We start from the raw sequence: 22,595 nt of genomic DNA, 5'->3' as shown, positions 1-22,595 counted from the left end.
ACGCACCCCCGCGATGGGGTGGGCTCAGGCCGCGGTCCGCCCGATGCGCACCCGCCAGACCTCCGGGCCCTCCTCGAGGTACTCCCAGGTGAACTCGCCGGTGTGCTCGGCCTGGAACTGGTAGTAGAGCGGCTTGGGGTCGTGGTCGTTGACGAGCACGAAGGCGGTCTCCGGCTCGAGCGCGGAGTAGGTCTCAAAGATCTGCGTGTGCCGGTCTCGCGGGATCAGCTCACGCACATCGAGCTCACGGTCCTGGGACATGGGTCCTCCTCTGGACGAATATTTCACATGTTCTGTCACAATTTAGCCCACCGCAGGTCGAGGCGTCGAGGGGGCTGGACCGGTGGCCGTGGGGCACCGGTTGAGCCGGTGGCCCCGCCGATGACAGAGCATCGCCTGCGGACTGGTAATCTGTGACGCCGTTGCCCCCGTAGCTCAGGGGATAGAGCACCGCCCTCCGGAGGCGGGAGCGCAGGTTCGAATCCTGCCGGGGGCGCAACGCATCAGGGCCGGTCCTCCCACGTGAGGCCGGCCCTGACCTGTGTCCGGCTCGGACCGGTGTCCGGCCGTGCCCTTGTCTGACCCAGGTGCCCGCCCCGGCGGACCCGGGCGCACGGCATACACGGTCCTGGGCGCTCGCGGTCGGAACTAGACTCCACGAGGTGACCCCGGAGCAACTCGCTGAAGCCATCATCGCCGCCCTCGGCCAGGCCGTCTCGGCCGGTGACTTCGCCGTCGAGGTGCCCCGCGAGGTGCGCGTGGAGCGACCGAGGAGTCGGGAGCACGGGGACTGGTCCACCAACGTCGCCCTGCAGCTGGGCAAGCAGGCTGGTATGCCGCCCCGCGAGCTGGCGACCCGGCTCGCCGCGCGCCTGGAGTCGGTCGAGGGGGTGGCCGCGGTGGACGTGGCCGGCCCAGGCTTCCTCAACATCACCCTGGAGGCCGCGAGCGCCGGGGCGCTGGCCCGCAGCATCGTCGAGGCGGGGCCGGCCTACGGCACCAACGAGACCCTCACCGGGCATGTCATCAACTTGGAGTTCGTCTCCGCCAACCCGACTGGCCCGCTGCACATCGGGCACACCCGGTGGGCGGCTCTGGGGGACGCGATCCACCGGCTGTTGTCCGCCTCCGGCGCGGAGGTCACGGCTGAGCACTACACCAACGACGCCGGCAACCAGCTCGACCTGCTGGGGGCCTCGATCGTGGCCCGCGCCCAGGGCGCTCCCCTGCCCGAGGGGGGCTATCCGGGGGACTACGTCGCGGACCTGGCCGACGCGGTGCTCGCCCGCCGTCCCGACCTGCTGGAGCTGGAGGAGCAGGAGCAGATCGCCGTCGCCCGGGAGCTGGGCTATCGCACGCAGGTGGCGCAGAACGAGCAGACCCTGACCGACTTCAACGTGCACTTCGACGTGTGGTTCTCCGAGCGCACCCTGCACGACAGCGGCGCAGTGGAGCAGGCGGTCGAACGCCTGCGGGAGCAGGGTCACGTCTTTGAGCAGGAGGGTGCGATCTGGTTGCGCACCACCGACTTTGGTGACGACCGCGACCGCGTCCTGATCCGCGCCAACGGCGTGCCGACCTACTTTGCCGCCGACGCCGCCTACTACCTGAGCAAGAAGGACCGCGGCTTCGCCGAGAAGATCTATCTGCTCGGTGCCGACCACCACGGCTACATCGGGCGGCTCAAGGCGATCGCCGCCTGCGCCGGGGACGACCCCGAGGTCGCCATCGAGGTGCTGATCGGTCAACTGGTCACCATCGCCGGGGCGCGGATGGGTCGGCGGCGGGGCAATGCGCTGCTGCTCACCGAGCTGCTCCAGTGGATCGGCTCGGACCCGCTGCGCTATTCCCTGGCCCGCTATCCCGCCGACTCGCCGCTGGATCTCGACGGTGAGGAACTGCGCAAGCGCACCAACGACAACCCGGTCTTCTACGTGCAGTACGCCCACGCCCGCACCTGCAACGTGGCGCGACTGGCCCGCGAGGACGGGGTCAGCCGAGACGACGGGTTCGACCCCTCGCTGCTGACCCACCAGACGGAGGCCGTCCTGCTGGCCGGGCTCGGGGACTTCCCGCGCGTCGTGGCTCAGGCGGCGACGCTGCGCGAGCCGCACCGGGTCGCCCGCTATCTGGAGGCGCTGTCCGCCTCCTTCCACAAGTGGTATGACGAGTGCCGGGTCCGACCCAAGGACGCGGACGAGGAGATCACCGACCTGCACCGCACCCGCCTGTGGCTCAACGACGCCACCCGGCAGGTGCTGGCCAACGGTCTGGGGCTGCTCGGTGTCAACGCCCCCGAGAGGATGTGAATGGTGTGAGTGCTGTGTCCCAGACCCCAGTGCGGGTCGCGCTGCTCGGCGCCGGCACGGTTGGTGCGGCGGTGGCGCGCCGGCTGGCCGACCGGGCCGAGGTCTTTGCCCGACGGGTCGGCGCCCCCCTGGAGCTGACCGGCATCGCCGTGCGTGACCTGGGTCGACCCCGAGACCTCACCGGCGTGCTTCCGGGGCTGCTCACCGATGACCCGGGTGCCCTGGTCGACGAGGTGGACATTGTCGTGGAGGTGATGGGCGGCATACAGCCTGCTCGCGGTCTGATCGAGCGTGCGCTGCGCGCGGGTGCCGATGTCGTCACCGCCAACAAGCAGTTGCTGGCTCAGCACGGCGTCGAGCTCGAGGCCCTCGCGGGGCGTGAGGGCCACGGGCTGGAGTATGAAGCCGCCGTGGTGGCGGCGGTCCCGATCATGCGCACGGTGCGGGATGCCCTGGCCGGGGACGAGATCCGCTCGATCCGGGGCATCGTCAACGGTTCCACCAACTACATCCTCGACATGGTCGCGCGGCAGGGGGTGCCCTTCCAGGACGCGGTCACCCAGGCCGGTGACCTGGGTTATCTGGAGGCGGACCCGACCGAGGACCTCGAGGGGTTGGACGCAGCCGCCAAGATCGTGCTCCTGGCCCGCGCGGCCTGGGGTGGCGAGGTCGGTATGTCGGACGTCCAGCGCGAGGGCATCTCCGGCCTGACGGACGCGGACTTCGAGAACGCCCGCGGCACCGGACAGGTCATCAAGCTGATCGCCTCGGCCTGGCGCTCGGGTGCGCCTGGAGCCCCCAGGATCGAGGTCGCCGTGCGCCCCACGCTGGTCGCCGCGGACCACCCGTTCGCGCAGACCCGGGAGGGCACCAACATGGTGATCATCGAGGCCGACTCCGCCGGCAGCCTGCGCCTGTCCGGGGCGGGGGCCGGGGGCGACGAAACCGCCTCGGCGGTGTTGGGCGACCTGATCAACCTGGCGCGGGCCCGGGTGGCCGCGCGAGACTAGGACGGGACCAGCAAGACCGCTACGAAAATCCGGGTAGGACCAGCAAAACCTCTACGAAAATTGGAGTGGACGTGGACGAGCAGCTCATGCACATCGGCGGGCAGTGGGTGCCGGCGGTTTCCGGGGAGACCCTTGAGGTGATCACCCCCACCGATCGTGACGTAGTCATCGCGACGACCCCGCGCGCCGGGGCCGAGGACGCCGACCGTGCGGTGGCGGCTGCGCGCGCCGCCTTCCCGGCGTGGGCGGCACTGCCCTTCACCGAGCGGCAGCGCGCCCTGCTGCGCATCGCCGACTCCCTGGAGGAGGCGGTCGAGGACCTCGCCACGCTCACCGCCCTGGACACCGGCAACGCGATCCGCACCCAGGCCCGGCCCGAGGCGCTCAACCTGGTCGCCTGCTTCCGCTACTTCGCCGGTGTCGCCGGTGAGGTCAAGGGGACCGTGCTGCCGACCGCCGACGGCCAGCTGCAGTACACCCGGCGCCAGCCCCTCGGTGTCGTGGCTGGCATCCTGCCGTGGAACTCGCCCCTGATGATCGCCGGGTTCAAGGTGCCCGGCGCGCTCGCAGCCGGCAACACCATGGTGCTCAAGGCCGCCGAGGACGCCCCGCTGACCATCCTTGAACTGGCCCGGATCTGTGCCGAGCACCTGCCGGACGGCGTGCTCAACGTGGTCACCGGCTATGGCGCCGAGATCGGCGAGGCACTGGTCGTCCATCCGGACGTGGACAAGGTCTCGTTCACCGGCTCCACGCTGGTCGGGCACCAGGTGGCAGCCAAGGCGGGTGCCCGACTAGCGCACAGCTCGCTGGAGCTGGGCGGCAAGTCACCGTGCATCGTCGACGCCGACTCCTGCACCGACGAGGTCGTCGAGCAGGTGCTGCTGGCCAGCCGGTTCGCCCGGCAGAGCCAGAGCTGCACCACCGGCTCGCGGCTGTTCCTGCACTCCTCGATCCATGACGAGTTCCTCGACAAGCTCGTCGCCCGCACCAAGCAGCTGGTCGTCGGGGACCCGCGGGAGGAGTCCACGGACATCGGCTGCATCATCAACGCCAAGCAGTGGGACCGGGTGCAGGGCTACATCGAGGACGGTCTCTCCCAGGAGGGGGTCGTTGTGGCCTATGACGGACGGCCGGACCTGCAGGTCGGCCCGCCGGGGTTCTACCACGCCCCGATGATCCTGACCCAGGTGTCCAACGACTGGCGCATCGCGCGCGAGGAGATCTTCGGGCCGGTGCTCGCGGTGATCCCGTGGACCGAGTCGGAGGAGGTCGTGGCGATGGCCAACGACTCGCACTACGGGCTGGCTGCGTTCGTCTTCTCCAAGGACCTGGACCGGGCGCTCGGCATGGCGCACCGCATCGACTCGGGCTGGGTGCAGGTCAACCAGGGCGGTGGTCAGGTGGTCGGCCAGTCCTACGGCGGCATGAAGACCAGCGGAATCGGCCGCGAGCTCTCCCTCGAGGGCATGCTCGAGGGCTTCACGCAGATCAAGCAGGTCAACGTCAAGCTGAGCTGAGCGTGAGCCCCAGCGGTATGCCGCGGGGCAGGTTCTGTGCTGGGGACGCGGCGAGTTCTGTGCTCGGGACGCGGCGAGCAGGCGTGTCGGTGCACTGTGTTCGGCGAGGGCAGCAACAGGTGATACCGTTGCCACACACTCGCGAACGACGCTGCGGGCACAGGCCCCGTGTTCTCGCGTAGTGATCCCACCACCATGTATGTGGTGCAACCACGCGGTTCTCGTGTGGTGACATCGCCTCGCGGTGGTCGGTGATTCAACTCGGGCCGGCAGAAGCCGGATCTACCTGAAACTCCTGGGCCATGCATGTGGCTGGCCCTCCGAGGGAGAAGGAACCTTCGTGACCAACACCACCGAAACCGCTGCGCCGAGTCGCTCCGGGGGGGCCCTGAGCTCGATGCGCGTTGCCGAGCTGCAGGCTCTGGCCGGCAGCATGGGCATCACCGTGTCGCCCAAGATGCGCAAGGCGGACCTCGTCGAGGCGATCCGTGCTCGTCGGGAGGGCGGCAGCACGTCCGTCAAGACCAGCGCTCCGGCGCGTGAGGCTGCCCCCCGTGAGGCTGCCCCGCAGACCAGCGACAACACCGCCGCAGGGCAGGACTCCGGCTCCGCGGCGTCGCAGGACAGTAGCCCCGCGGCGTCGCAGGACAGCAGTCCCGCAGAGTCCGGACAGCGTGCCCCCCGGCGGTCCCGCCGGGTCGCTGCTGCCGCTGGTGCACCGCAGTCTCGCGCCGGTCGCTCCGGCGCCGACGAGAGTGCTGAGAGCGCCCCGGCCCAGGCTCCGGCAACCGAGGCGGGTGCGACCGAGGTCGGTGGCACCGAGGCTCGTCAGGACCGCCAGGAGTCGGGCGGCAACGCTGACAGCGGTCAGGACCGTAGCCGCCGTGGCAACCGCCAGCAGGACGGCGGCCAGCAGGACAACCGCCAGGACAACCGTCAGGACGGGGACCAGCAGGACAACCGCCAGCAGGGCAACCGTGGCAACAAGCAGGGTGGCAACCAGCAGGACAACCGTCAGGACGGGAACCAGCAGGACCACCGCCAGCAGGGCAACCGTGGCAACCAGCAGGGCAACCGCCAGGGCGGCAACCAGCAGGACAACCGTCAGGACGGGGACCAGCAGGACAACCGCCAGCAGGGCAACCGTGGCAACCAGCAGGACAACCGCCAGGGCGGCAACCAGCAGGGCGGCAACCAGAACCGCACCAACAACCGCTTCGATGACGACGACGAGGGCGGCCGTGGGGGCCGTCGTCGCAGCCGGCAGCGGGGCCGCGACCGCAAGCGCGGGCGCAGCCAGGGAGGGGAGAGCTACGCCGAGGAGCAGGAGACCGGTTACACCGAGGAGGACGTGCTCGTCCCGGTGGCTGGTGTCCTGGACATCCTGGACAACTACGGCTTCATCCGCACCACCGGCTACCTGCCCGGCCCCAGCGACGTCTATGTCCCGATGGGCCTGGTCCGCAAGAACGGACTACGCAAGGGTGACGCCGTCACCGGTGCCATCAAGGCAGGGGACCAGCAGCAGCACTCCGGTGGTCGTGGTGACCGCCAGAAGTACAACGCTCTGGTGCGTCTCGACACGGTCAACGGCAAGGCCCCGGAGGAGTCCAAGGATCGTCCGGAGTTCGCCAAGCTGACCCCGCTCTATCCCCAGGACCGGCTGCGCCTGGAGACCGAGCAGAAGAACCTGACCACGCGGATGATCGACCTGGTCTCCCCGATCGGCAAGGGGCAGCGCGGCCTGATCGTGTCCCCTCCGAAGGCCGGCAAGACCCTGGTGCTGCAGTCGATCGCCAACGCGATCACGCAGAACAACCCCGAGGCGCACCTCATGATCGTCCTGGTGGACGAGCGCCCCGAGGAAGTCACCGACATGCAGCGCACAGTCAAGGGTGAGGTCATCGCCTCCACCTTCGACCGTCCCGCCGAGGACCACACGACGGTGGCCGAATTGGCCATCGAGCGCGCCAAGCGCCTGGTCGAGCTCGGTGGCGACGTGGTCGTGCTGCTCGACTCGATCACCCGCCTGGGCCGTGCCTACAACCTGGCCGCCCCGGCCAGCGGCCGGATCCTCTCCGGTGGTGTCGACTCCAGTGCGCTCTATCCGCCGAAGCGCTTCTTCGGTGCTGCCCGCAACATCGAGTTCGGCGGCTCGCTGACCATCCTGGCGACCGCGCTCGTGGAGACCGGCTCCAAGATGGACGAGGTCATCTTCGAGGAGTTCAAGGGCACCGGCAACATGGAGCTGCGTCTGTCCCGCCAGCTGGCGGACCGCCGCATCTTCCCGGCCATTGACGTCAACCCCTCCGGCACGCGCCGCGAGGAGATCCTGATGGGCGCCGAGGAGCTCAAGATCATGTGGAAGCTGCGTCGCGTGCTCTCCGCGCTCGACTCCCAGCAGGCTGTCGAGCTGCTGCTCGACCGTCTCCGCAAGACCAAGACCAACCACGAGTTCCTGGTCCAGGTGCAGCAGACTTCCTCGGTCAAGCTGGACGACGAGGACTGATCACGCAGGGTCGGCCTCCGGCCACCTGATCTGGTCTGCCGTGTGGCCCGCCTTCCCCTGGGAGGCGGGCCACACGCCGTCCCGCCCCTCGGCATACGGTCTGTCGGACTCCGCTTGCCCCGGCCCCCGGCATACGGTCTGTCGGGCTCCGCTTGCCCCGGCCTGTCGGCATACGCCCTCTCAGGCAGCTCCGGCCCGGCGTGTCGCGCACAGTGCGGATCATGCTGTGGCGTGTCGGGTGCCAGGACCCCACGGCTGCAGCGCGGTTCCTGCACCGGGGTTCTGGGGAATGTGAGCGGACGGTGCGATGTTGAGGGAGTGCGTCATTTTGTGACCAGCCTGCCCTTTCTGGCAGAATCACCCCTTGGCCCTCCGGTTCACGGCGCGCGACCGCGCTCCGACCCGGGGAACTCGCCATCTGTGAGGAGACACCGTGAAGAAGAACATTCACCCCGAGTACGTCGAGACTCGGGTGACCTGCAACTGCGGCGCGCAGTTCACCACGCGCAGCACCTCGACGTCCGGCTCGATCCACGCCGACGTCTGCTCCCAGTGCCACCCGTTCTACACCGGCAAGCAGAAGATCCTGGACACCGGTGGCCGCGTGGCCCGCTTCCAGGAGCGCTACGGCAAGAAGGCCGAGAGCAAGTAAGTCTTTGCGCGCCGGCCCTGCGACACTCGTCGCGGGGCCGGCGTTGCCTTTTCCGAACCCGGCCCTAGTGCGGCCAGATCCGTCCGGGCTGGGAGCACACCACTACGAGATGGGGAAGAGGACACCGACGTGGTCGAGGTGGACGCAACTGCGGTGACACCGCTGCTCGAGGAGTACTCAAGCATCGAGACCCAACTCGCTGACCCGGAAACCCACTCGGACCAGGTCGCGCTGAAGAGGCTTAATAAGCGCTATGCCGCGCTCGCGCCCACGATCGCTGCGATCCGCGAGTGGGAGGAGGCCGGCGGCGACGTCGAGGCCGCCGTCGAGATGGCGTCCGAGGACGAGTCCATCGCGGCCGAGCTGCCCGCCCTCCGCGAGCGTGCGGAGCAGACCTCCGAGCGGCTGCGCCGGCTCCTGGTGCCCCGGGACCCCGACGACGATCGCGACGTCATCCTCGAGGTCAAGGCCGGAGAGGGTGGTGAGGAGTCGGCGCTCTTCGCCGGTGACCTGCTGCGGATGTATCTGCGCTATGCCGAGCGTCGCTCCTGGAAGACCCAACTGCTGGACGCCACGGAGTCCGACCTGGGCGGCTATAAGGACGTGCGTCTGGCCATCCACGCCACCGGCACCCCCGCCCCGGGGGAGGCTCCCTGGGCCCGCCTGAAGTATGAGGGGGGCGTCCACCGCGTGCAGCGCGTGCCGGTCACCGAGAGCCAGGGCCGGATCCACACCTCCGCGGCCGGTGTCCTGGTCATGCCCGACCTGGACGACCCCGAGGAGGTCGAGCTCGACCACAACCTGCTCAAGATCGACGTCTTCCGCTCCAGCGGCCCCGGCGGCCAGTCGGTCAACACCACCGACTCCGCCGTGCGGATCACGCACCTGCCGACGGGGCTGGTCGTCTCCTGCCAGAACGAGAAGTCGCAACTGCAGAACAAGGAGTCGGCCCTGCGGGTGCTGCGGGCGCGCCTGCACCAGTTGGCTGTTGAGGAGGCCGAGGCGGAGGCCTCGGCAGCACGCCGCAGCCAGGTGCGCACCGTGGACCGCAGCGAGCGCATCCGCACCTACAACTTCCCGGAGAACCGGATCGCCGACCACCGCACCGGCTTCAAGGCCTACAACCTCGACCACGTCCTCGACGGGGACCTGGACCCGGTGGTGCAGTCTGCGGTCGAGGCCGACGAGGCGGCGCGCATGGCCGCGCTCGGCAGCAGCGACACATGACCCATTCTTGGGGAGGTTTTGTCCGCGGATCGCGCATTTTTGGAGAGGTTTTGTCTGCCCCGACCGCGGGCGTGACCCCTGATTCGTGGCCAGGGCTCGTGCCGTGACACCAGCAAAACCCCTCTCAAAATACGGGGGCGGGCAGCGAAACCTCTCTCAAAATTGTGGGGGGATGGTGCGCGCGGCGGCGCACACGCTGGCCGCGGCCGGGGTGCCCAGCCCGCGCGTCGACGCCGAGGCCCTGCTCGCCCATGTCCTTGACCTTGAGGTACCCGAACTCAGGCGAGCCGTGATCCTCGGTGAGCGGGTCAGTGAGAGTGACCTCGCGGCTTACCAGCGGCTGGTCGAGCAACGGGCCGACCGGGTGCCGCTCCAGCACTTGACCGGTGTCGCGCACTTCCGGGCGCTGAGCCTGCGCGTCGGCCCTGGGGTCTTCGTGCCCCGCCCCGAGACCGAGGTGCTGGTCGACCTGGCCCTCGCCGACCTGCAGCGCAGAGCGTCGGCACTGGGCACCGCTGGGGACGGATCGGCCGTCAGGACAGGCACGGACCCGGTCGTCGTCGACCTGTGCACCGGCAGCGGGGCCATCGCGCTGGCGCTGGCTGAGGAGTGGCCGGGCGCGCAGGTGCACGCCGTCGAGTTGTCGGAGGACGCCCACGCCTGGGCTGCTGCCAACCTGGTCCACACCGGACTGGCGGTAGACCTGCGGCTGGGGGACGCCACGACAGCCTTTGCGGACCTGCTCGGACAGGTCGACGTCGTGGTGAGCAACCCGCCCTACATCCCCCCTGGCAGCGTGCCGGTCGACCCGGAGGTGCGCGACCACGACCCGGAGGTGGCCCTCTACGGACTTGGGGAGGACGGGCTGCAGGTGCCGCTGGCCGTCGCGGCCCGCGCGGCGCGGCTGCTGGTGCCCGGTGGTGTGCTGCTCATGGAGCACGCCGACGTCCAGGGGGAGGACCTGGTGCGACGACTCGCTGCCAGTAGGGACTGGGTGGACGTCGCCGACCACCGCGACCTGACCGGGCTGCCGCGCGTTGTGCGTGCGGTGCGCGCCTGACGCGCCACCCGCCGTCCAGACGAGAAGGGCGGGGCCACAGCACAGTTGCCGTGGCCCCGCCCTCACGTCAGGGAAATCGGGGGTTCCTGATCAGAAGATGAAGATCAACAGTGCGATGATCAGAAGCACACCGACGATGGTCCAGATAAGTCCGCTTCCACGCATGTGAGTTGCCTCCTTGGGCGTTTGCCTCCCCGGCCTTCGGGGAGGTGTGACGATCTCGTTCAGCGGTTCACGCTAGTAGCAACCGTCGGCCCTGTCCTGTTGGAAGACAAGGAGATCGCCGACCGCTGGTGAGGGGGCGATGTCGATCAGTCCGCGATGACGGCGTCGATCAGTCCGCGATGACGGCGCCGGTCAGGTCCTGCAGCGCGGCCACGGCCTGAGCAGTGGTCAGGACCGCGCCGGAGAGTATGTCGAGGCGCTCGCGGGTGCACGGTCCCAGGTCCGCGCCACGCAGGTCGGCGCCCTCGAGGGTGGCGCCGGTCAGGTCGGTGTGCAGCAGGACGCAGCCGTCGAGCACCGCCTCGCGCAGGTCGGCACCGGCCAGGTTGGCCTCGGTGAAGCGGGAGCCGGTGTGGGCTCGGCGGGCCAGGATGAGTCCGGGCAGCTCGGCGCCGTAGGCGTTGCAACCCAGCAGCAGGCACCCCATGCCCCGGGTTGCCTCGGCGACCAGGCCGGTCATCCGGCACCCACGGAACTCGGCGTCGGTGAGCAGCGCCCCGCTGAGCACCGCGCTGGACAGGTCGACCCGGTCGAACCGGGCGTCGGTCAGGTCGCAGCGCTCCAGCCGGACCCCGGTGGCGCTCCCGCCGCTGAACCGGGCACCGGAGAGCCGGGAACCGGTCAGGTCGGCCCCGTCCAGGAAACAGTCGGTGAAGGCCACGTCGTCGAGGTCAGCGTCCCGGGCGCGCAGCTCGGACAGGTCGCACCGCAGCAGCTCGACGGGGCCCTGACCCTGCGTCAGCTGGTCCACATCGGCAGGGGAGAGGCGTTGATCGGTAAGCGTCGGCATACGGCTGATCCTGGCAGAGGCGACGGACACTTCGGCCCCCTGGGACCCGCCATGGTGTGCTCAGTGCAGAGCGCGGCCTAGGAGGTGCGAAACTGGTCCGGTGATTGTCGACGCCACTGATCCGGACACCCATGAGCAGGCCATCGAGGCGGCCGCCAAGGTCGTGCGCGAGGGCAAGGTGGTCGTGCTGCCGACCGACACGGTCTATGGCGTGGGGGCCGACGCCTTCGACCAGGTCGCCGTGGCCATGGTGCTGGCCGCCAAGCACCGTAGCCGGGACGTGCCGCCGCCGGTCCTGGTGCCCAGCACCCGGACGGTGGACGGGCTGGGCTCCGACGTGCCGATGTATGCCAAGATCCTGATCCGCCACTTCTGGCCCGGGGCGCTCACCGTCGTGGTCCGCGCCCAGCCGTCGCTGGCCTGGGACCTGGGGGAGACCAACGGCACCGTGGCGCTGCGGATGCCCGATGACCTGCTCACCCTGCTGCTGCTCACCGAGGTCGGCCCAATGGCCGTGACCAGTGCCAACCGCACCGGCCAGCCACCGGCCACCACCGCTGAGGAGGCCCAGGGGCAGCTCGGCGGGGCCGTCTCCCTCTATCTCGATGGCGGCCCCCGCACGGACAGCGCTCCCTCCACGATCGTGGACTGCACGGGTGCGGAGCCCGTGGTGCTGCGCCACGGCGCGATCCCGGCGGACCGGCTGCGGGAGGTGCTCGGCACGACGGTGCTGCACGACGCGCCCCCGAGCGAGGCGGCCCCGAGCGAGGCGGTGCCGACCGCCGCAGTGTCTGACGGGCTGCCCGAGGGTGAGGCGCTCGCCGACGGGCGCCCGGGTGACGAGCGCGCCGCAGGTGAGCCGACCGACCGGGAGCCGACCGATGGGGAGGGCGCCGACTCGGCAGCACCGGTCGTGGACCCACTGGCCGCGATCGTGCCGCGTTCGAGCGGTCTGCCCGTGCGTGCCGATGCCCTGCGTGCCGTCCCGGCCCCCGATTCACTACAGTGACGGTCATGAGCGACGCCGACACCTACTACGGACCGAGTTATGCCGCGCTGGCCGCACAGGACCCCGAGATCGCGGAGATCCTGGTCAGCGAGTTGGAGCGCCAGCGCCAGGGCATCCAGCTGATCGCCAGCGAGAACCAGACCTCCCCCGCGGTCATGACCGCGATGGGTTCGACGCTGAGCAACAAGTATGCCGAGGGCTATCCGGGACGTCGCTACTACGGCGGGTGCGCCGAGGTCGACAAGGCCGAGGTGCTCGCCATCGACCGTGCCAAGGCGCTCTTTGGGGCCGACCACGCCAACGTCCAGCCGCACTCCGGCGCCAGCGCCAACCTGGCCGTCTATGGTGCGTTCGCCAAGCCGGGGGACACGGTGCTGGCGATGTCCCTCGCGCACGGCGGTCACCTGACCCACGGCTTCTCAGTGTCCTTCTCCGGCAAGTGGTTCAACGCGGTCCACTACGGCGTCGACAAGCAGACCGAGGACATCGACTACGACCAGGTCGAGGCCCTCGCCAAGGAGCACCGCCCCAAGATCCTGCTCGCGGGTGGCTCGGCGATCCCGCGGCTCATCGACTTCGAGCGCCTGCGCGCCATCGCCGACGAGGTCGGCGCCATCTTCTGGGTGGACGCGGCCCACTTCATCGGTCTGGTCGCCGGCAAGGCGATCCCCTCGCCGGTGCCGCACGCCGACGTCGTCTCCTTCACCACCCACAAGGTCCTGCGCGGCCCGCGCGGTGGCGCGATCGTCTGCAAGGAGGAGCACGCCGCCAAGATCGACCGCGCCGTCTTCCCGATGATGCAGGGCGGCCCGCTGATGAACAATGTCGCAGCCAAGGCGGTCAACTTCGCCGAGTGCGCGACCCAGGCCTACCAGACCTACGCCCAGCAGGTCATCGACAACGCCCGGGCGCTGGCCGGCGGCCTCGGCGAGCGTGGCATCCGGCCCATCACCGGCGGCACCGACACCCACCTGTCGCTGCACGACCTGCAGGGTGTGGGCGTCACCGGCATCGACGCCGAGACCCGCTGTGACGCAGCGGGCATCGTGCTCAACAAGAACGCCATCCCCTTCGACCCGCAGAAGCCCAACATCGCCTCGGGCATCCGCGTCGGCTCGCCGTCGGTGACCACCCAGGGCATGGGCACCGAGCAGATGGACCAGATCGCCGACCTGATCCACCGGGCGGTCACCACCACCGACGGCGACCCCGAGCACGAGGGCGCCCGGGCGATCCGCGCCGAGGTGACCGAGCTGCTCACCAGCTTCCCGGCATACCCCACGCCCTGACCCCGGGCCGGACCCGGCGGTCGGCAGATGACGAAGTGGTGAGCGGTGCGCGAATACCTCCTGGTGATGCTGGTGGCCGCCATCTTCACGTATGCCGCCACGACCGCGGTCCGCTGGCTCGCCTTCCGCATCGGTGCGGTGACCCCGGTCCGGGCCCGCGACGTGCACTCGGTGCCGATCCCGCGCCTGGGTGGGGTGGGGATGTTCCTCGGCTTCGCCGCCGCCGTGGTCGTGGGCAGTCAGCTGCCCTTTCTCTCAGGCCTGTTCGCGAGCAAGGAGCTGCTCGGCGTGCTGGTCGGGGCAGCGATCATCACGCTGCTCGGGGCGATCGACGACGTCCGTGACCTGGACTGGCTGACCAAGCTGGCCGGGCAAGTGCTGGCCGGGGGGGTGATGGCCTTCTTCGGGGTGCAGCTGCTCTCGATCCCCGTTTTCGGGGTGACGGTCCTGCCCGAGCCGATCCTGGTCACGCTGACCATCCTGATCGTGGTGGTCTCCACCAACGCGGTGAACTTCGTGGATGGCCTGGACGGACTGGCCGCCGGGGTGGTCTTCATCTCCGCCGGGGCGTTCTTTGCGTGGAGCTATCTTGTCAGCCACGACTTCGACCCACCCAATGTGTTCTCGACCGCCACCTTCATCACGGCGGCGCTGATGGGGTGCTGTCTGGGCTTCCTGCCGCACAACTTCCATCCCGCCAGGCTGTTCATGGGCGACGCGGGGGCGCTGCTGCTGGGGCTGCTGCTGTCGGCGGCGACGATCTCGATGACCGGCAGCGTCGATCCGAGCTCGAGTGTCGCCGCCACCTCGGCTGCCACCGCCTTCCTGCTGCCGCTATTCCTGCCGATCGCGATCATGGCCCTGCCGATCCTGGACATGCTCCTGGCGGTGGTGCGTCGCACCCGGCGTGGTGAGCTGCCCTGGAAGCCCGATGCCCACCATCTGCACCACCAGCTGCTCAAGATCGGGCACAGCCACCGGAGGGCCGTGGGCCTGATGTACTTGTGGGCCGCACTGCTTGCCGTCGGCGCTGTGTCCTTCGCCTTCTTCCCCCCGCTGATCACCGCCACCGTGCTCGTGCTGCTCCTGGTCGTGGCCGCGGTCCTGACGTGGCAGCCGAACCGTCGTGTGGCGCCGTGAAAACTGGCGGCAATTGGGTCCTCGGCCGCGCTTGTGATAACTTTCACAAGCGCAGTTCACGTGATGCGCCCACCCGACCTCCCCGCTCGCCGTAGTTAGGAAGCCGATGCCCGCCAGCCGCACCGCCCAGCCGCGTCCGCGGCGTGCGCCCGGCTCCGTGCGGCAGCGCATGATCGGCTTCGCGCTGGTGCCCGGACTGCTGGCCGCGCTGGTGGCCGGGGTGGTCGCCTGGGCGGTCCGCGACGAGTGGGCCGGGATCTCCGCCCTGCTGGGCGGGACCATCGGAGTCGGCATCTTCCTGGCCGGTCTGGTGGGCATCACGGCGGTCGTGGCGGGACCCGCCTACGCGAGTATGGCCGGGGCCTTCGCGCTGCTAGGACTGCAGATCATCGTAGGTTTCGCAGTGCTCTACCTGCTGTCCCGGGTCAGCTGGGTGCAGATGCTGCCCCTGGGCCTGGGCTTCCTGGCCGCCGGCCTGGTCTTTCAGATCGGCACCGTCGTCGGCTATGCCGGGGCGCGACAGCTTGTTTTCGGCGCCGAGGATGCTTCGAGCCCGGGCGGGGTGCGATGATGTCGCGAGCCAACACTGGGAGCGCACCGATGACACAGGAGCCCGAGCGCTCGACCGAGCCTGAGCACACCCCGAACTACGCCGGCCAGACGCACCTGGCGACCGACGTGATCGCCTACCTGCTGGCTGGCCCGCTGCTCTTTGGTGGGGCCGGATACCTGCTCGATCACGTGCTGGACATCACACTGTTTGTCGTCATCGGCCTGCTGCTGGGGATGGCATTGGCGATGTACGTCATCTGGCTCCGGTACGGTACGTCATGACATCCCCTGCGCACCCCCTGTGGTCCTCGCGGCCGGGGACTGCCCAGAACTGCACCCGCACGACCATTGGCCCGAGCACGAACACCCGCACGAGCACGACTGAGGAGAATCTGTGAGCCCGACCGCAGCTGCGCCGCTGCCCATGGCTGAGGGGAGCCACTTCCCGCCGGACCCCTCGCTGTTCTGGCAGCCGCTGGTGAAGTTCGGCACTGTCGACCTGTTCGGCTCCGAGATGACGCTGGCGATCACCCGGCCCATGGTCATCGTGGCGCTCTCGGTCGGACTGCTCTCCTGGTGGCTGATCGCGACGACCAGGAAGGCCGCGATCGTCCCGAGCAGGGGCCAGGCCGGCACCGAGGCCGTCTACAACTTCGTGCGCAACGGTGTGGCCCGCGACATGATCGGCAGCAGGGACTTCCTGCCCTTCGTCCCCTTCCTGTTCACGATGTTCGTGCTGATCCTGTTCAACAACTGGATGGGCATCATCCCGCCGGTGCAGATGCCGGCCATGGGTCGCATCGGCTTCCCGATCGCGCTGACCCTGCTGGTCTACGTGGTCTACCACTGGATCGGCGTCAAGAAGCACGGTCTCGTCGGCTACTTCAAGTTCATGATCCCGGCCGGGCTGCCCGGCTGGATCAAGCCAGCCATCCTCCTGCTGGAGATGCTGACCTTCTTCGTGACCCGCCCGCTCACGCTGGCCCTGCGACTCTTCGGCAACATGTTTGCCGGCCACCTGCTGCTCGTGGTCTTCATCATCGGCGGCTGGGAGCTCTTCCAGCAGGGCGGGTTCCTGACCGTCGTCTCGATCCCGGCCTGGATCATGGCCTTCGCGATGACTGTCTTCGAGGCCCTGGTGCAGTTCCTGCAGGCTTACGTCTTCGTCCTCCTGGCCGCCTCCTACATCGGTGGCGCCCTGGTCGACGAGCACTGACCAACAACTGAATAGCCCTTTGCCACCGGGCGGCTGCCAGCCGCGCGGGACAACACACAGAAAGAGAATGACGTGACTGGTGACATCACTCTGCTCGGCTACGGCCTTGCTGCCATCGGCCCGGCCATCGGCGTGGGTCTGATCTTCGCGGCCTACATCAACGGCGTGGCCCGCCAGCCGGAGGCCCAGAAGATCCTCCAGCCGATCGCCATCCTGGGCTTCGCGCTCGCTGAGGCGCTCGCGATCTTCGCCCTGGTGCTCTTCTTCATCCGGCTTTGACGCTGGTTCCTCCCGCATCCACCAGACCGATCTTGGCGTTGCCTCGTTGAGGTGACTCCGTCCCAGAGGAGACCATCGTGCAGCTGACCGCTAGCACCCTGACTGCCGTTCCGGCGGTCGCGGCCGCCGGGTCCGACGACCCCGAGGCCACGGCCCTGCCGATCCTGCCCTACCTGCCCGAGCTCATCTTCGGTCTGGTCGCCTTCGGCATCCTGTATTGGGTCGTTGCGAAGTTTGTCGTGCCCAACCTGGAGAAGGCGTATGCGGATCGCACCGCTGCGATCGAGGGTGGCATGCAGCAGGCCGAGAAGGCACAGGAGGAGGCCGAGGCCGCCCTCCGTGAGTACAAGGCCCAGCTGGCCGAGGCTCGTGACGAGGCTGCTCGCATCCGTGAGGACGCCAAGCAGCAGGGCGCCACGATCATCGCGGAGCTGCGCGAGCAGGCCCAGACCGAGGCGAACCGCATCACCGAGACCGCGACCAAGCAGATTGAGGCCGAGCGCCAGCAGGCGATGGTCTCCCTCCGCGGTGACGTCGGCCGGCTCTCGACCGACCTGGCTGGTCGGATCGTCGGGGAGTCGCTGGAGGACGAGGCCCGGCAGAGCGGCATCGTCGACCGGTTCCTGGCCGAGCTCGAGGCGGGCAACATCCGTCCCGAGGTCGTGGGATCGCCGGTCGCGGGCTCCGAGGCCGGCACTGAGGGGCAGGGGTCCTGATGCAGGGCGCGTCCCGATCGGCCCTCGCCGAGTCCCGCGAGGTCCTCTCGCAGGCTCTTGGTCAGGACACCGACCGTGGCCGCCTGGGCGAGGAGCTGCTCCAGGTCGCAGGTGTCGTGTCCGGCAACGCCGTGCTGCGACGCTCGCTGGCCGACCCCTCCCGTGAGGCTCAGCCGAAGGCCGACCTGGTCACCAGGCTGTTCGCTGGCCGGGTCAGCGACGAGGCCATGCATGTCGCCTCGACCGTCGCCTCCCGGCGCTGGGCGGACGAGGGTGACCTCACGGCCACCCTGGAGTCCTTCGGTGTCGAGGCGATCCTGGCTCAGGCCGAGTCGGAGGGTCGACTGTCACAGGTGGAGGACGAGCTCTTCCGCTTTGGGCGCATCGTGGACGGCAGCGCGGAGCTGCGCTCTGCGCTCACCAACCGCCAGGCACCGGCGGCGGCCAAGACCAAGGTTGTGCGCACTCTGCTGGCGGAGCGCAGCGCCCCGGAGACGGTGCGCCTGGCCGAGCTGGCAGCCACCCACCGCAGCACCCGCTTCGACCACGCTCTCGATGGCTACCTGGCCATCGCGGCGCGGAGGCAGGAGCAGCTCACCGCGACGGTGACGACCGCCACCCCGCTGTCCGAGCAGCAGATCGGGCGGCTCACGGCAGCGCTCGGCTCGCACTACGGCCGCGCGATCCGCACCAACGTAGTCGTCGACCCACAGGTGGTCGGTGGCATCCGTGTCGACATCGGTGACGAGGTCATCGACGGCACGATCCTGAGCCGCCTCGATGAGGTGCGCCGCAGGATGACCAGCTAATCCACCAACAGACCACCGCAGACCCCACCGCACGGGCCCGGACCGGGCCGCATACGAGGAGAAGATGATGACGGAGCTGACGATCCGTCCGGACGAGATCCGGGACGCGCTGGACACTTTCGTCCAGTCCTACCAGCCCACTGCCGCCTCCACCGAGGAGATCGGTCGTGTGAGCGACGCCGGCGACGGCATCGCACACGTGGAGGGCCTGCCCTCCGCCATGACCAACGAGCTGCTCGAGTTCGAGGACGGCACGCTCGGCCTGGCGCTGAACCTCGATGTCCACAACATCGGTGTCGTGGTGCTGGGCGAGTTCGCCGGCATCGACGAGGGTCAGGAGGTCAAGCGGACCGGGGAGGTGCTCTCGGTGCCGGTCGGTGACGGCTACCTCGGACGCGTCGTGGACCCGCTGGGCAACCCGATCGACGGTCTGGGTGAGATCGCCTCCGAGGAGCGTCGCGTCCTGGAGCTGCAGGCTCCCGGCGTGATGGCCCGCAAGTCGGTGCACGAGCCCCTGCAGACCGGCATCAAGGCGATCGACGCCATGATCCCGGTCGGCCGCGGCCAGCGCCAGCTGATCATCGGTGACCGCCAGACCGGCAAGACTACGGTCGCGATCGACACCATCCTCAACCAGAAGGCCAACTGGGAGTCCGGTGACCCGGACAAGCAGGTGCTCTGCATCTATGTCGCGATCGGTCAGAAGGGCTCGACCATCGCCTCTGTGCGCAGCACCCTCGAGGAGGGCGGCGCGATGGACTACACCACCATCGTCGCGGCCCCGGCCTCCGACCCTGCCGGCTTCAAGTACCTCGCCCCCTACACCGGCTCGGCCATCGGCCAGCACTGGATGTACCAGGGCAAGCACGTCCTCATCGTCTTCGACGACCTGTCCAAGCAGGCAGAAGCCTACCGCGCCGTGTCGCTGCTGCTGCGCCGCCCGCCGGGTCGTGAGGCCTACCCGGGCGACGTCTTCTACCTGCACAGCCGGTTGCTGGAGCGTTGCGCCAAGCTCTCCGACGAGCTGGGCGCCGGCTCGATGACCGGACTGCCGATCATCGAGACCAAGGCAGGTGACGTCTCGGCATACATCCCCACCAACGTCATCTCGATCACCGACGGTCAGATCTACCTGCAGGCGGACCTGTTCAACTCCGACGTCCGCCCGGCGATCGACGTGGGTGTCTCGGTGTCCCGCGTCGGTGGTGCGGCTCAGGTCAAGGCCATGAAGTCGGTCTCCGGTCGGCTCAAGGTCGACCTGGCCCAGTTCCGCGAGATGGAGGCGTTCGCCATGTTCGCCTCTGACCTGGACGCCGCGTCGCGCGCCCAGCTGGAGCGCGGTGCCCGCATGGTCGAGCTGCTCAAGCAGCCGCAGTCCAGCCCGATCGCGATGGAGGAGCAGGTCGCCATCATCTGGGCCGGCACCACCGGTGAGCTGGACAGCGTCGCGGTCGCGGACGTGCGCCGCTTCGAGAGCGAGTTCATCGACTACCTGCGTCGGGAGAACGGCGACCTGCTCGCCGGGATCCGTGAGACGGGCAAGCTCGGCGACGACACCGAGGCATCCCTCAACGAGTCCATGAAGGCGTTCAAGGAGCAGTTCGTCGCTTCCGGTGAGGGCGGCATCCAGCCCGGCAGCGCTGAGGATGACGACAACCGCGACGCCCTCGAGGTCGAGGACGTCAACCAGGAGCAGATCAAGCGCCAGAAGCGCTGACGGTGCGCCGCGCGGCCACCCGGCCGCGCGGCATACCACCACCGACCACACCCCACCCACGGCGATAGAGAGAGGCGAGATATGGGAGCGCAGCAGCGGATCTACCGCCAGCGCAGCCGGTCCGTCCAGTCGACCAAGAAGATCACCAGGGCGATGGAGCTCATCGCCGCCTCCCGCGTCGTCAAGGCCCGCGAGCGGGTCGCGCAGACCACCCCGTATGCCCGTGCGATCACCCGCGCGGTGTCGGCCGTGGCGACGTTCTCCACAGACGTCGACCACCCCCTGACCCTGGAGCGGCAGAACCCCACGAAGGCCGGGGTGCTGATCGTCACCAGCGACCGCGGGTTGGCCGGTGCCTACTCCGCCAACGCGCTGAAGAACTACGAGGCACTGCGTGAGCTGCTCGAGGGTGAGGGCCGAGAGGTCGTCCCCTTCCTTGCCGGTCGCAAGGCCGAGGGCTACTTCCGGTTCCGGCAGCGGGACTTTGAGGAGTCGTGGACCGGGTTCTCCGACAAGCCGACCTACGAGGTTGCCAAGGAGATCGGGGACCGCCTGACGGCCGACTTCATCAAGGGTGCGGACAACGGTGGGGTCGATGAGATCCACGTCATCTACACCCAGTTCAAGTCCATGGTCACCCAGGAGGTGCAGGTCGTGCGCCTGCTGCCGCTGGAGGTCGTGGAGGAGGAGGAGCGCGCCAGCGAGGAGGAGCTCTACCCGCTCTACGACTTCGAGCCCAATGGGCCTGAGGTGCTGGATGCGCTGCTCCCGCAGTATGTCAACTCGCGGATCTACAACGCACTGCTCCAGTCGGCTGCCTCTGAGCTGGCCGCCCGGCAGGCCGCGATGAAGTCCGCGACGGATAACGCCGAGGAGCTCCTGAAGACCTACACCCGGTTGGCCAACCAGGCACGCCAGGCCGAGATCACCCAAGAGATCAGCGAAATCGTGAGTGGCGCCAGCGCCCTCGCCGACGCCAAGTGAGAAGGAAACACCCCACCATGACTGCAACCGTGAACGAGACGGACACCCAGCAGGGTCAGGGCGGCGTCGGTCGTCTTGCCCGCATCATCGGCCCCGTGGTCGACATCGAGTTCCCCCCGGGTCAGATCCCCTCGATGTACAACCTGCTCACCACCCAGGTCGAGCTCAACGGCGAGACCAAGACGCTGAACCTCGAGGTCGCCCTCGACATCGGCGACAGCATGGTCCGCGCCATCTCGCTGCAGCCGACCGACGGTCTGGTCCGCGGCGCGCAGGTGCAGGACACCGGCGGCCCGATCACCGTGCCCGTCGGCGACGTCACCCTGGGTCACGTCTTCAACGCGACCGGTGACGTGCTCGACCTCCCCGAGGGCGAGACGCTGGAGATCACCGAGCGCTGGGGCATCCACCGCAAGGCTCCGGCCTTCGACCAGCTGGAGTCCAAGACCCAGATGTTCGAGACCGGCATCAAGGTCATCGACCTGCTGACCCCCTATGTCCAGGGTGGCAAGATCGGTCTGTTCGGTGGTGCCGGTGTCGGCAAGACCGTCCTGATCCAGGAGATGATCGCCCGTGTCGCCCGCGACCACGGTGGTGTGTCGGTCTTCGCCGGTGTCGGTGAGCGCACCCGTGAGGGCAACGACCTGATCGTCGAGATGGAGGAGGCCGGCGTTCTCGGCCAGACCGCGCTCGTCTTCGGTCAGATGGACGAGCCGCCGGGCACCCGCCTGCGGGTGGCCCTGTCCGCGCTGACGATGGCGGAGTACTTCCGCGACGTGCAGAAGCAGGACGTGCTGCTGTTCATCGACAACATCTTCCGCTTCACGCAGGCCGGGTCCGAGGTCTCCACGCTGCTGGGCCGCATGCCCTCGGCCGTGGGTTACCAGCCGACGCTGGCTGACGAGATGGGTGTGCTGCAGGAGCGGATCACCTCGACGCGTGGTCACTCGATCACCTCGATGCAGGCGATCTACGTCCCCGCCGACGACTACACCGACCCGGCTCCGGCGACCACCTTCGCCCACCTGGACGCGACCACCGAGCTGTCCCGTCCGATCGCGTCGATGGGTATCTACCCGGCCGTGGACCCGCTGACCTCGACCAGCCGGATCCTGGACCGTCGTTACATCACCCCCGAGCACTACGACACCGCGGTCCGCGTTAAGTCGATCCTGCAGCGCTACAAGGAGCTCCAGGACATCATCGCCATCCTCGGCATCGACGAGCTCTCCGAGGAGGACAAGATCCTCGTCGGCCGCGCGCGCCGCATCCAGCGCTTCCTGTCCCAGAACACCTACGTCGCCAAGCAGTTCACCGGCATCGAGGGTTCGACGGTGCCGCTGGCCGACACCATCGAGGCGTTCACCAAGGTCGCCGACGGCGACTACGACCACCTCCCGGAGCAGGCCTTCTTCATGTGTGGTGGGCTGGACGACGTCGAGCGCCAGGCCGCCGAGCTCGAGAAGAACAGCTGACCGAGCTCACCCGGAGCAGCTGACCCGGTCACCGGGCAGTTCACCGGGTAGCTCACTGGGCAGCTCACCGAACACCAGACCCGCTTGCGGGTCACCGGTCCCAGGGC

General features: G+C 68.9%; 21 protein-coding genes and 1 tRNA gene. 20 read left to right on the top strand and 2 right to left on the bottom strand.

The window, feature by feature from the left end; translation table 11 throughout:
- Positions 1–24 precede the first annotated feature (24 nt).
- Positions 25–261: a DUF2249 domain-containing protein gene (locus tag FNH13_RS16205; RefSeq protein ID WP_143784407.1), complete on the bottom strand. Its 237-nt coding sequence runs from the start codon at positions 259–261 to the stop codon at positions 25–27.
- A 163-nt stretch (positions 262–424) separates the two neighbouring features.
- Here FNH13_RS16205 and FNH13_RS16200 point away from each other — a divergent pair.
- The 8 genes from FNH13_RS16200 (at position 425) to prmC (ending at position 10,287) form a co-directional block, all read left to right on the top strand.
- Positions 425–496: transfer RNA gene (locus tag FNH13_RS16200), tRNA-Arg, on the top strand.
- A 166-nt stretch (positions 497–662) separates the two neighbouring features.
- Positions 663–2,309 carry an arginine--tRNA ligase gene (gene argS / locus FNH13_RS16195; RefSeq protein ID WP_143784406.1) on the top strand — a complete coding sequence of 549 codons (1,647 nt, stop codon included), beginning with the start codon at positions 663–665 and terminating at the stop codon, positions 2,307–2,309.
- A 14-nt stretch (positions 2,310–2,323) separates the two neighbouring features.
- Complete coding sequence (locus FNH13_RS16190) at positions 2,324–3,319, top strand: homoserine dehydrogenase (protein WP_165700154.1); 996 nt, start codon at positions 2,324–2,326, stop codon at positions 3,317–3,319.
- Positions 3,320–3,405: 86 nt separating this feature from the next.
- On the top strand, positions 3,406–4,839 hold the full coding sequence (locus FNH13_RS16185) for an aldehyde dehydrogenase family protein (RefSeq protein WP_143785184.1): 1,434 nt from the start codon (positions 3,406–3,408) through the stop codon (positions 4,837–4,839).
- Between the two features lie 397 nt (positions 4,840–5,236).
- Positions 5,237–7,348 carry a transcription termination factor Rho gene (gene rho / locus FNH13_RS16180; protein ID WP_228266732.1) on the top strand — a complete coding sequence of 704 codons (2,112 nt, stop codon included), beginning with the start codon at positions 5,237–5,239 and terminating at the stop codon, positions 7,346–7,348.
- Positions 7,349–7,781: 433 nt separating this feature from the next.
- Positions 7,782–8,000, top strand: a complete 219-nt coding sequence (gene rpmE, locus FNH13_RS16175; RefSeq protein WP_143784403.1) for a 50S ribosomal protein L31 — start codon at positions 7,782–7,784, stop codon at positions 7,998–8,000.
- A 129-nt stretch (positions 8,001–8,129) separates the two neighbouring features.
- Entirely contained in the window at positions 8,130–9,227 is a 1,098-nt protein-coding gene (gene prfA, locus FNH13_RS16170) for a peptide chain release factor 1 (RefSeq protein WP_407669909.1), read from the top strand.
- Positions 9,228–9,399: 172 nt separating this feature from the next.
- Complete coding sequence (prmC, locus tag FNH13_RS16165) at positions 9,400–10,287, top strand: peptide chain release factor N(5)-glutamine methyltransferase (protein ID WP_143784402.1); 888 nt, start codon at positions 9,400–9,402, stop codon at positions 10,285–10,287.
- Between the two features lie 334 nt (positions 10,288–10,621).
- Here the strand turns inward: prmC and FNH13_RS16160 are convergent, their stop codons facing one another.
- A complete protein-coding gene (locus tag FNH13_RS16160; RefSeq protein ID WP_143784401.1) occupies positions 10,622–11,302 on the bottom strand; it encodes a pentapeptide repeat-containing protein in 681 nt (226 codons plus the stop codon).
- 100 nt (positions 11,303–11,402) lie between these two features.
- Here FNH13_RS16160 and FNH13_RS16155 point away from each other — a divergent pair, with 100 nt between their 5' ends.
- The 12 genes from FNH13_RS16155 (at position 11,403) to atpD (ending at position 22,488) form a co-directional block, all read left to right on the top strand.
- Complete coding sequence (locus FNH13_RS16155) at positions 11,403–12,311, top strand: L-threonylcarbamoyladenylate synthase (protein WP_143784400.1); 909 nt, start codon at positions 11,403–11,405, stop codon at positions 12,309–12,311.
- Between the two features lie 5 nt (positions 12,312–12,316).
- Complete coding sequence (locus tag FNH13_RS16150; RefSeq protein ID WP_143784399.1) at positions 12,317–13,600, top strand: serine hydroxymethyltransferase; 1,284 nt, start codon at positions 12,317–12,319, stop codon at positions 13,598–13,600.
- Between the two features lie 45 nt (positions 13,601–13,645).
- Positions 13,646–14,740, top strand: a complete 1,095-nt coding sequence (locus FNH13_RS16145) for a glycosyltransferase family 4 protein (protein ID WP_143784398.1) — start codon at positions 13,646–13,648, stop codon at positions 14,738–14,740.
- Positions 14,741–14,846: 106 nt separating this feature from the next.
- Complete coding sequence (locus FNH13_RS16140) at positions 14,847–15,311, top strand: hypothetical protein (protein ID WP_143784397.1); 465 nt, start codon at positions 14,847–14,849, stop codon at positions 15,309–15,311.
- 29 nt (positions 15,312–15,340) lie between these two features.
- A complete protein-coding gene (locus tag FNH13_RS16135; RefSeq protein ID WP_143784396.1) occupies positions 15,341–15,574 on the top strand; it encodes an AtpZ/AtpI family protein in 234 nt (77 codons plus the stop codon).
- A 112-nt stretch (positions 15,575–15,686) separates the two neighbouring features.
- A complete protein-coding gene (gene atpB, locus FNH13_RS16130; protein ID WP_228266447.1) occupies positions 15,687–16,508 on the top strand; it encodes a F0F1 ATP synthase subunit A in 822 nt (273 codons plus the stop codon).
- A 72-nt stretch (positions 16,509–16,580) separates the two neighbouring features.
- On the top strand, positions 16,581–16,787 hold the full coding sequence (gene atpE / locus FNH13_RS16125) for an ATP synthase F0 subunit C (protein WP_109473824.1): 207 nt from the start codon (positions 16,581–16,583) through the stop codon (positions 16,785–16,787).
- A 77-nt stretch (positions 16,788–16,864) separates the two neighbouring features.
- Positions 16,865–17,503: a F0F1 ATP synthase subunit B gene (locus FNH13_RS16120; RefSeq protein ID WP_143784395.1), complete on the top strand. Its 639-nt coding sequence runs from the start codon at positions 16,865–16,867 to the stop codon at positions 17,501–17,503.
- Entirely contained in the window at positions 17,503–18,312 is an 810-nt protein-coding gene (locus FNH13_RS16115) for a F0F1 ATP synthase subunit delta (protein ID WP_143784394.1), read from the top strand. The genes FNH13_RS16120 and FNH13_RS16115 overlap by 1 nt, the downstream gene beginning before the upstream one ends.
- Positions 18,313–18,379: 67 nt before the next feature.
- Positions 18,380–20,029: a F0F1 ATP synthase subunit alpha gene (gene atpA, locus FNH13_RS16110; RefSeq protein ID WP_143784393.1), complete on the top strand. Its 1,650-nt coding sequence runs from the start codon at positions 18,380–18,382 to the stop codon at positions 20,027–20,029.
- A gap of 81 nt (positions 20,030–20,110) precedes the next feature.
- The gene (locus FNH13_RS16105) at positions 20,111–21,013 is read left to right on the top strand and encodes a F0F1 ATP synthase subunit gamma (RefSeq protein ID WP_143784392.1); all 903 of its coding nucleotides are present in this window, start codon (positions 20,111–20,113) and stop codon (positions 21,011–21,013) included.
- Between the two features lie 17 nt (positions 21,014–21,030).
- Positions 21,031–22,488 carry a F0F1 ATP synthase subunit beta gene (atpD, locus tag FNH13_RS16100; RefSeq protein ID WP_143784391.1) on the top strand — a complete coding sequence of 486 codons (1,458 nt, stop codon included), beginning with the start codon at positions 21,031–21,033 and terminating at the stop codon, positions 22,486–22,488.
- The last annotated feature ends 107 nt before the right edge of the window (positions 22,489–22,595 follow it).

It is taken from the genome of Ornithinimicrobium ciconiae (assembly GCF_007197575.1).
Lineage (GTDB): Bacteria > Actinomycetota > Actinomycetes > Actinomycetales > Dermatophilaceae > Ornithinicoccus > Ornithinicoccus ciconiae.
The sequence above is the reverse complement of the archived record's forward strand: the minus strand, read 5'-3'. Positions and strand labels throughout refer to the sequence as shown.

What these genes read in the sequence shown, in the direction of transcription:
- prmC (WP_143784402.1), top strand. Translation starts at nt 9,400, where the DNA reads ATGGTGCGCGCGGCGGCGCACACGCTGGCCGCGGCCGGGGTGCCCAGC.
- FNH13_RS16115 (WP_143784394.1), top strand. Translation starts at nt 17,503, where the DNA reads ATGCAGGGCGCGTCCCGATCGGCCCTCGCCGAGTCCCGCGAGGTCCTC.
- FNH13_RS16105 (WP_143784392.1), top strand. Translation starts at nt 20,111, where the DNA reads ATGGGAGCGCAGCAGCGGATCTACCGCCAGCGCAGCCGGTCCGTCCAG.
- rho (WP_228266732.1), top strand. Translation starts at nt 5,237, where the DNA reads ATGCGCGTTGCCGAGCTGCAGGCTCTGGCCGGCAGCATGGGCATCACC.
- FNH13_RS16150 (WP_143784399.1), top strand. Translation starts at nt 12,317, where the DNA reads ATGAGCGACGCCGACACCTACTACGGACCGAGTTATGCCGCGCTGGCC.
- atpA (WP_143784393.1), top strand. Translation starts at nt 18,380, where the DNA reads ATGACGGAGCTGACGATCCGTCCGGACGAGATCCGGGACGCGCTGGAC.
- atpD (WP_143784391.1), top strand. Translation starts at nt 21,031, where the DNA reads ATGACTGCAACCGTGAACGAGACGGACACCCAGCAGGGTCAGGGCGGC.
- FNH13_RS16135 (WP_143784396.1), top strand. Translation starts at nt 15,341, where the DNA reads ATGACACAGGAGCCCGAGCGCTCGACCGAGCCTGAGCACACCCCGAAC.
- FNH13_RS16140 (WP_143784397.1), top strand. Translation starts at nt 14,847, where the DNA reads ATGCCCGCCAGCCGCACCGCCCAGCCGCGTCCGCGGCGTGCGCCCGGC.
- FNH13_RS16185 (WP_143785184.1), top strand. Translation starts at nt 3,406, where the DNA reads ATGCACATCGGCGGGCAGTGGGTGCCGGCGGTTTCCGGGGAGACCCTT.
- FNH13_RS16160 (WP_143784401.1), bottom strand. Translation starts at nt 11,302, where the DNA reads ATGCCGACGCTTACCGATCAACGCCTCTCCCCTGCCGATGTGGACCAG.
- FNH13_RS16205 (WP_143784407.1), bottom strand. Translation starts at nt 261, where the DNA reads ATGTCCCAGGACCGTGAGCTCGATGTGCGTGAGCTGATCCCGCGAGAC.